This is a genomic window from bacterium (assembly GCA_024228115.1).
Classification (GTDB): Bacteria; Myxococcota_A; UBA9160; order UBA9160; family UBA6930.
The window spans coordinates 1-7,889 of sequence record JAAETT010000334.1; the positions used below are offsets into that span (position 1 = coordinate 1).

The window sequence follows — 7,889 nt, forward strand, 5'->3', positions numbered from 1 at the left end:
GAAGCACACTCCGCATTCGCGCCACGGAATGGGCATCGACCACCCAAAACGAGATCCGTCAGCGTCAATCGCCGCGCGGCACGCTGAAACATTGGAAAGCCAGCTTCTCAGCCAACTTTCGTGCATAGTTCAGGCTAGGCCAGTCATTTGGCGGAGCAACCGGCGGAGGGCTCGCATTTCCGGGCGTCCCCGGTTTTATATCCGTCTCTTTGGGCCCTCCGGCCGCTCTCAGCTCCCAGGCGGTCGAGTACGTGAACGCCTCGGGAGCCCTTCCACCGGCATGCGTCCCGGGCTCGGCGGCTGGCTTGAAACGCGTGACCCTCGAAGACCACGGCATCGCCGGGATCCGCTACGAGGTATCCGCCCAGGGCCTCTCCTGGCCGGGATCGCCGAACGCCAGCTTCTTCCGTTTCGCGATGGCCTTCGAGCCTCAGCCGGCTCCGGGCATCGCCAGTGCCTCCGCCCAGGCGGGCCTGTGCTTGGAGGTCGTCGCACCTCGAACGGGCTCGAACCTCAGCTGCAGGGTCGTAAAGAAGAAGCGGGCTCGACCCCGCTGGAAGCGCATCCGTCGCTACGACTGCGCGGGTACCTGAGGGTTCTCGCAGGCAAGACGCTGCAGCAACCAACAGACCACGAGGCTTCGGCCACCCGCCCCGATGACGACCCCAACGCAACCAAGACCTGGCGCCGAGCCCGGCTGGAGGAGAGTCACTTGAGCGAAGAGCCGATTGGAATTGCTGCCACCTACTTCGAGCGTGTTCGCAACCGGGACATTCGCGTCGCCGAACTCTTCCACGAGGATGCGGTCCTGGCCGGCCTGGGCACACTGACGAAGGGGCGCCCTGCGATCGCCGACTTCTACCGTGGCGTGGTGGAGAGGGCCAGCCCCTCACCTCGCCTCGCCGGTCCGTTGATGTCCAACGGCGGGCGCGTCGCGGGCGAGGTTTATGTCGACTTCCCATCGGGTGCCACGATCCATGCGGTCGACATCTTCGAGATCGAGGATGGCCTGATTCGCACGCTTACCTACTTCCTCGCCACTCACCCGGATCGAGATGACGAAGGGTGAGAGACGGGTTTCGAGCTGATCGACTCCTGATCGATCGGTGGCGAAACCCGTCCGGTGCAGCGGCGAGTTGGCGAAAACGAGCACCGCTGCAACTCGATGTATCGTCTGGAGGTCAGCCTACCACCGGCCACCAGGAGATCCCGTGTCCTTCATCCAGATCAGCAAGCCCCAGCCCCAGGTCACCCTCGTCACGATGAATCGCCCGGAGCGGATGAACGCGATGGCATTCGACGTGATGATCCCACTGCGCGATGCGCTTCGCGAAATCAGCTTCGACAACGAGACCCGGGTCGTGGTTCTCACCGGCGCGGGCGAGGGTTTCAGCTCGGGTGCCGATCACAAGGACGACGGCATCGTTCCCCACATCGCGGGCCTGACGGTCCCCGCCATCGCCAGGCGGGCACTCAGGATCCTCGACGACGTCATTCTGTCGCTTCGCGACATGCACCAACCCGTGATCGGTGCCATCAACGGCGCCGCCATCGGCGGGGGACTTTGCCTCGCAACGGCGTGCGATATCCGCATTGCCTCCAGCACGGCGTACTTCCGGGCAGCCGGAATCAACAACGGCCTCACTTCAGCGGAGCTCGGCCTCTCCTATCTCCTGCCACGCGCGATCGGCTCTTCGCGTGCATTCGAGATCATGCTCTCGGGTCGCGATGTCGACGCCGAGGAAGCGAACCGGATCGGCCTGGTCTCACAGGTCGTCGAGCCCGACACGCTGCTCGACACCTGCTATGCGCTGGCCGAGCGGATCATTGGCTACAGCCACGTCGGTGTCGAGCTCACCAAGCAGCTGCTCTGGGCGAGCCTCGACGCCGGCGGCCTGCATGCGCACATGAATCACGAGGGTCACGCCCAACTCTACGTACGCCTCACAACCGAGAACTTCGAGGAATCCGTACGGGCGCGCGCCGAGGGACGCCCTCCGGTTTTCAAGGACCACAGGGAGTACGGACACGGGCTCGAACCGAAGTAGGCGTTCTGCGAGCGACAGTAGGCCGATCGCTTCCGGCAAACCGAGAGAAAACACCGTGTCGTCCCGCGGCGGGCGAGAAGCCACTTGGTAGATCCTCGACCGCCTGGGCCTCTTCGGCGAAGCCCCCTCGGGGAACAGGTTGGCAGGGCGATTGCCGATGCGGACCTCCGTTGCGCACGTACTGCGTACGCGCCGATGGACATCGCTCGGAGGGCCCTGCGTCTTGCGCATTCTCGATCTCGCTTCTGTCGACGCTGCAGCCGAGGCGGATTTCGGGGGCAAGGCCGAGGGGCTTGCGCGCCTCGTAGCTGCCGGTGCGCGCGTCCCGGCTGGTTTCGCCGTCGAGGCAACGGTCGCTCTCCCCGGAGAGTGGAGCGAAGACGACCGGGCCTGTTTCCTTTCGAACTCACGTCGACTGCTGCCGGAACCTCTCGCGGTACGATCGTCGGCACTGGGAGAGGACGGTTCGGAGCAGAGCTTTGCCGGCCTCTTCGAGAGCATCCTGGAGGTGGGCGGCGAGGAAGCCCTGCTCTCGGCAGCTGAATGCTGCATCGGATCCGGCGCCGGAGAACGGGTACGCGCCTACACGAAGAGCGAAGCCACCGTGCCCGTGGGTCTCGTCGTGCAAAGGCTCGTCCAGGCGCGAGCTGCAGGTGTCGTCTTCACGCGAGATCCGGCGGGGCGCGATCGTGGCGTCGTTCTCGAGGCCGTCCGCGGCCTGGGCGACCAACTCGTTTCGGGCCACACCGAGCCGGAGCGTTGGCGTGTCTACCCCTCTGGCCTGGGCGGCTTCGAGGCGCATCTGGAACATGTTGGCGACGATGAGCGCGTCCTCAGCGAGAAGGAAGCGATCGCCATCGTCGTCGAGGCGCTTCGCCTCGAGCGAGCTTTCGGCCATCCGCTCGACCTCGAATGGGCCCTCGAAGACGACGCCGAGCCCTGGTGGCTTCAAGCCCGACCCATCACGGTCGCTGCCGAGCCCCCGCCGACACCGCGGATCGAACGCACCAACGCTTCCGCAAATGACGGCGCGGTCTCGGTCTGGAGCAATCTCAACATTCGCGAGACGATGCCGGACCCGTTGCCGATGTTCTCCTGGAGCCTCTGGCGAGATCGTCTCCTCCCCTCGCTCGTCGGGCTCGGGAGCGAACGGGCGCGACGCAGCGGCCTGCGCGATGCCATGAACCCGGGCGACCGCGTTCAGGGCCGGATCTACGGCAACCTGAACGCGATGCGGGCGATCCCGGTGGTCGGCCCGTTCACCGAGGCGATGGCGGATGAAATCGACGCCAACGCGGGTCCGATCATCCGTGAGCTTGTGGGCCGGGGGGTTCTCCTGCCGCGGCGTCTCAGCGCGCGAATGCGGTGGTTCCTCTGGAGCGAGTCGATCCTCGGCCATATGAAGACACTCCCCGCGTTCCTCGGCGCCTTCCGGCCCGAAGCACGGCTGCAGCACTTCCGCCGCTTCGGCGCCCGGGTGATCGAGCAACGCGATGCACCGCTACACGATCGCACGACCCGGCAGTTGGTCGCCGAGCTCGACGCGATCACGGATAGCGAGTTCCTCGAATCGGCCCACATGATGTGGTCGCTGATCTTCGCCGTCGGGAGTTATGGACTCGCCCGGCGCGTCTTCCGGGCGCATCCCGCAGCACAGAAATTGTTGGCCGTCGGAATCGCCCACAACCCCACGACCGCCATGTCTCTGGAGCTCGAGACCCTGACCGAGGCTGCCAGGCCGCTCGAGGGTGCCTTCGCGGGGACGACCGGCACCCACGATCTTTTCGAGGCGCTCGAGGAGAGCGCGGAGGGTCGCGCCTGGCTTGCAGGGCTAGCCGACTTCCTCGCCTGGAACGGCCATCGCTGCCCCAAGGAATTCGATGTCGCCACGCCGCGTTGGTTGGACGATCCCGGCATGCTCCTCGACATCGTGCGGCGCGGCCTGGCCGAGCCACCGAAGGAGGGGGTCCGCGAGCGGCTGGATCGCCTCGCCGACGAGCGACGTGCTGCCATCCGAGCCGCCGTCGCCACCGCACCCCGCTGGAAACGGCCGTTCCTGCGCTGGACGGCTCGCCTGGCGGAACGCCATCTCCCCAACCGGGAATCCGGCAAACACTACCTGCTGACGGTCTTCCCCCGGATTCGCGCCATCGCTCTCGAGATCGGTGCGCGCATGGCCGAGCAAGGGCAGCTGGAGCGACCGGAGGATGTCTTTCATCTGGAGATGACCGAGCTCGTCGAGGGAGCGCTGACGACCCAGGATGCACAGCACCTCGTAAAGAGACGCATTGAGGAACTCGCCTCATTCGAGCAGAACCCAGCACCCGACTTCGTGCGCTCCGACAGCGTCCCCATTCCGGATGGGGAGGTCGGCCACGATGGCGATGGCGTCCTCAAGGGAACCGGCATCTCGACCGGGCGGATCGAGGGGCGCGTGCGAGTACTCCACGAGCCTGACCCGAACGCCTTCGAGGCAGGTGAGGTCATCGTGGTGCGCTTCGCCGACCCCGGCTGGACCCCGCTCTTCTCGCGCGCGGGCGCCATCGTGATGGAGGTCGGAGGCCTCATGTGCCATGCGGCCGTGGTAGCTCGCGAGCTCGGCATCCCCGCCGTCTTCGGCGTGACCCGCGCAACGTCGGAACTGCCCGACGGCACACTCGTCGAAGTCGATGCGGACGCTGGGACGATCACCTCGAGATGACACCGAGCTGAAAACCTCCGCTCCTGCGCTTCCTTTGCCTCTTGCGCTTGCTTTGCAGTTGGGATCCCATGGTATGGCGGACTGGCCAGCGCCAGGGAGGACGAGGAAGTGAAGGGACGAGTTTCGCCGCTCGCATGGCTGGCCCTGCTAGCGATCGTACTCGCGACGCCCGGGGCCAGCTGTGCGGCGGAGCTCTACTACGGCGCTGAACCGGTGCCGGTGACGATCTGGAGCCAGGGAACGCGGATCGCTGCCCAGGTGTGGCGGGCGAAGGGAGCGCAGCCGGACGTCACGACGAAGCGCCCCGCGATCCTGCTGGCCCACGGTTGGGGCGGCCTGCGCGAGCACCTCGACATCACCTACGCCCCAAAATTCGCTGCTGCGGGCTTCGTCGTGTTGAGCTTCGACTACCGTGGTTGGGGCGAGAGTGAAGGCCGGCTGATCGCGGTCGACGAACTCCCCGAACCGGACGAGAGCGGCCACGTCACCGTGAAGACGCGGGTGATCCGCGAGGTGGTGGACCCCTGGGACCAGCTCGAAGATCTGCGCGCGGCCCTGGCCGTGTTGAAGAGCGAGCCGGACGTCGACCCGAAGCGCATCGGTATCTGGGGCACCAGCTACGGCGCTGGCCACGCGGTAACCCTCGCGGCCACCGAGGGGTTTTCAGCGGCCGTCGCGCAAGTGGGCGCCCAGGGCGGCGGAACGCCCCCGCCCGAGTACCTCGCCCACGCCGAGCGACGCGCCCGGGAGAAGGCCCGCGGCGAACTCGATCCCCCGTTGCCCCAGGGCATCGACGGCGCCCCTGGATTGAGCGGCACCCCGGACGTCGCGCGGATGATCTCCTATCGGCCCCTCGAGTTCGCTGAACAGGTGCGGATCCCGACCCTCTTCATCGATATGGAGGACGAGGAGCTCTTCGATCGCAAGCAGAACGGGTTGGAGGCCTTCGAGCGCATCAAGGCCAATGCCCCGGCCGAGTACCAGCTCCTGCCCGGCAAGCACTACGACGTCTATACGAGGCGCTACGCCGAAGCCTCGGATCTGGCGCTCAGTTGGTTCCGCAAGCACTTGATGGACGCGAGCTCGGAGCCGGGCTCCGCACCCTGAGGTTCCCGCTCGACACGCCTCTTGTGACGACTCACCTGGCCATTGACCAAAACTGAATGCGAATTACAATTCACGAAACTCCAACGGGTTTCCGTGAGATTGCACCCTGAACCTCATTTCCGATGGATCCGGCCGGTCCAGCAGGCGAGGAGCCAGCAGACCCTGGAGCGCCTGCTCGACAGCGCGGAGGCGCTGATCGCGGACAAGGGATTCGACGACATCACGGTTGCGGAGATTGCCGCTCGGGCGGGCTGTTCGGTGGGTGCGGTCTACTCCCGGTTCCGCGACAAGCAGGCCGTGCTGCACAGCCTGCAGGATCGCTTCGCGCAGGAAGCCACCCTGACCGCCGATACGACGCTCGGCCTCGATCGTTGGGAGGGCGCCAGCATCGAGGAGATCGTCAGCCAACTGATCAGCTTCCTCGTCGAGATCCACCGGGAGCGTCGCGGAATCCTCCGCGAGCTGTCGGCCCTCTCGAAGAGCGAGCCGGCGATGATCGAACGCAAGGCGCGCCTGGCGGCGCATGTCGGGCAGCACGTGGAAGCGTTGCTGCTCGTGCGTGCCGAGAGGATCCGGCATCCGGAGCCCGCGGCGGCCGTGCGCTTCGGAGTCCAATTCGTTCTCGCGGCACTCGAGCACGCCGTCCTATTCGACGAAGTGGCTACCTACGGGCTCCCCACCTCGGATGAACAACTCGCTCGCGAGCTGACGCGCGCATACCTGGCCTATCTCGACTTGAGTGATCTGCCGCCCACGACTGCGGCGAACGAAACTGACTGACACGAGGAGAAGACAATGGCGATCAAGTTTCCTTCACTCGACTTCTTCCAGGAACTCGCAAGTCGCATGAATGCGAACCCGGCCGAGTTCGAGAAGCTGGGGTTCTGCGACACGGTAATGGGGGTGAAGGTGGATGGAGAAACCTCACATCTCTATTCGCTCACTTTCGATGTCTTCGATTGCTCCGATGTTCGGGAGCTTTCGAGCCCCGACGGTGCCGAATTCGATTTCATGCTCGAAGCACCGCTTTCGCTGTGGAAGGAATCAATCGAATCGATCCAGAAGAACGGCCAACCGGAACCGGCCTATACGCTGAACAGCCTCTCCCACGTCGGCGACCGCATGAAGGTCGTCTACGACGATCCGGAAGGCCACGACAAGTTCTATCGCTTCATGGCAACGATCCAGGCCTTCGTGAACCAGGCTTCGGATCTCGAAATCGAGTGGGCCTGAAGCCCGCGCCGGAGGATCCATCCCGATGAGCTACTACGGAACCAACGACTTCTCCTACAACTCCGATTTCAACCTTCGCGTCCGTGACATCAAGAAGGGCAATCTGGATTTCAGCTGGCTCGACGATGCTCGCGAGACGGTGAAAGTGCGCCGGAAGGATCCGCGACGCGGCCTTACGATCGAAGATTGTGAGGTGGGGCCCTACTCGATCGAGAACACGCCGGAAATCGTTCGCGAGAACCGAGGCCTGGCACCTCGCGGTGCCATCCTGGCCGAGGGAAGCGACCAGCCGGACCTCGGACCCTCACTGAACAAGAAGAGCGACGTCTGGGGATACCGCGTACAGCGCTACTGGGAAGAGGCCATGAGCCGCCAATGGAACGTTTCGACGGACGTTCCCTGGCAGGACATGGACAAGCATGAAATCCCCGATGAAGTCGAGATCGCGTTCTGTCAGCTCTGCACACTGCTCTCCGAAGTCGAGATGATCGCTACGGATTTGCCGGCGAAGTGGAGCCACCACATGAACAGCTACTTCCAGGAGGTGAAGGGCTTCATCGCGACGCAGGCGATCGACGAGGCGCGCCATGCCGAGGTCTTTCGCAAACGGGCGCTGGCCGGGGCGGGGCTCTTTCGCGCCAGCGTGCGCGGCGAGCACGCCCTCAAGGGGATCCTCGAGGCCGACAGCTACAGCGAGGGCAGCGTCTTCCTCCACGTGCTGGGGGAGGGCTTCATCTTGACGCTCTTCCGGTCGAGCGAGTTCATCTCGCCCACTCCAGTGGAACAGCGCATGTTCCAGC

Annotated in this window: 8 protein-coding genes; all 8 read left to right on the top strand. The window is 65.1% G+C overall.

Features of this window, described 5'->3' with window-relative positions; all coding sequences use genetic code 11:
• Nucleotides 1–209: 209 nt before the first annotated feature.
• Complete coding sequence (locus tag GY937_14805; protein ID MCP5057973.1) at nucleotides 210–593, top strand: hypothetical protein; 384 nt, start codon at nucleotides 210–212, stop codon at nucleotides 591–593.
• A gap of 119 nt (nucleotides 594–712) precedes the next feature.
• Complete coding sequence (locus GY937_14810; protein MCP5057974.1) at nucleotides 713–1,069, top strand: nuclear transport factor 2 family protein; 357 nt, start codon at nucleotides 713–715, stop codon at nucleotides 1,067–1,069.
• 142 nt (nucleotides 1,070–1,211) lie between these two features.
• Nucleotides 1,212–2,048, top strand: a complete 837-nt coding sequence (locus GY937_14815; protein MCP5057975.1) for an enoyl-CoA hydratase — start codon at nucleotides 1,212–1,214, stop codon at nucleotides 2,046–2,048.
• 223 nt (nucleotides 2,049–2,271) lie between these two features.
• Nucleotides 2,272–4,749, top strand: a complete 2,478-nt coding sequence (locus tag GY937_14820) for a hypothetical protein (protein ID MCP5057976.1) — start codon at nucleotides 2,272–2,274, stop codon at nucleotides 4,747–4,749.
• A gap of 108 nt (nucleotides 4,750–4,857) precedes the next feature.
• Nucleotides 4,858–5,856: an alpha/beta fold hydrolase gene (locus GY937_14825; GenBank protein ID MCP5057977.1), complete on the top strand. Its 999-nt coding sequence runs from the start codon at nucleotides 4,858–4,860 to the stop codon at nucleotides 5,854–5,856.
• A 93-nt stretch (nucleotides 5,857–5,949) separates the two neighbouring features.
• A complete protein-coding gene (locus tag GY937_14830; GenBank protein MCP5057978.1) occupies nucleotides 5,950–6,636 on the top strand; it encodes a TetR/AcrR family transcriptional regulator in 687 nt (228 codons plus the stop codon).
• Nucleotides 6,637–6,651: 15 nt separating this feature from the next.
• Complete coding sequence (locus GY937_14835; protein ID MCP5057979.1) at nucleotides 6,652–7,089, top strand: hypothetical protein; 438 nt, start codon at nucleotides 6,652–6,654, stop codon at nucleotides 7,087–7,089.
• Nucleotides 7,090–7,114: 25 nt separating this feature from the next.
• Nucleotides 7,115–7,889, top strand: a 775-nt coding sequence (locus tag GY937_14840; protein ID MCP5057980.1) for a hypothetical protein, incomplete at its 3' end; no start/stop codon positions are given.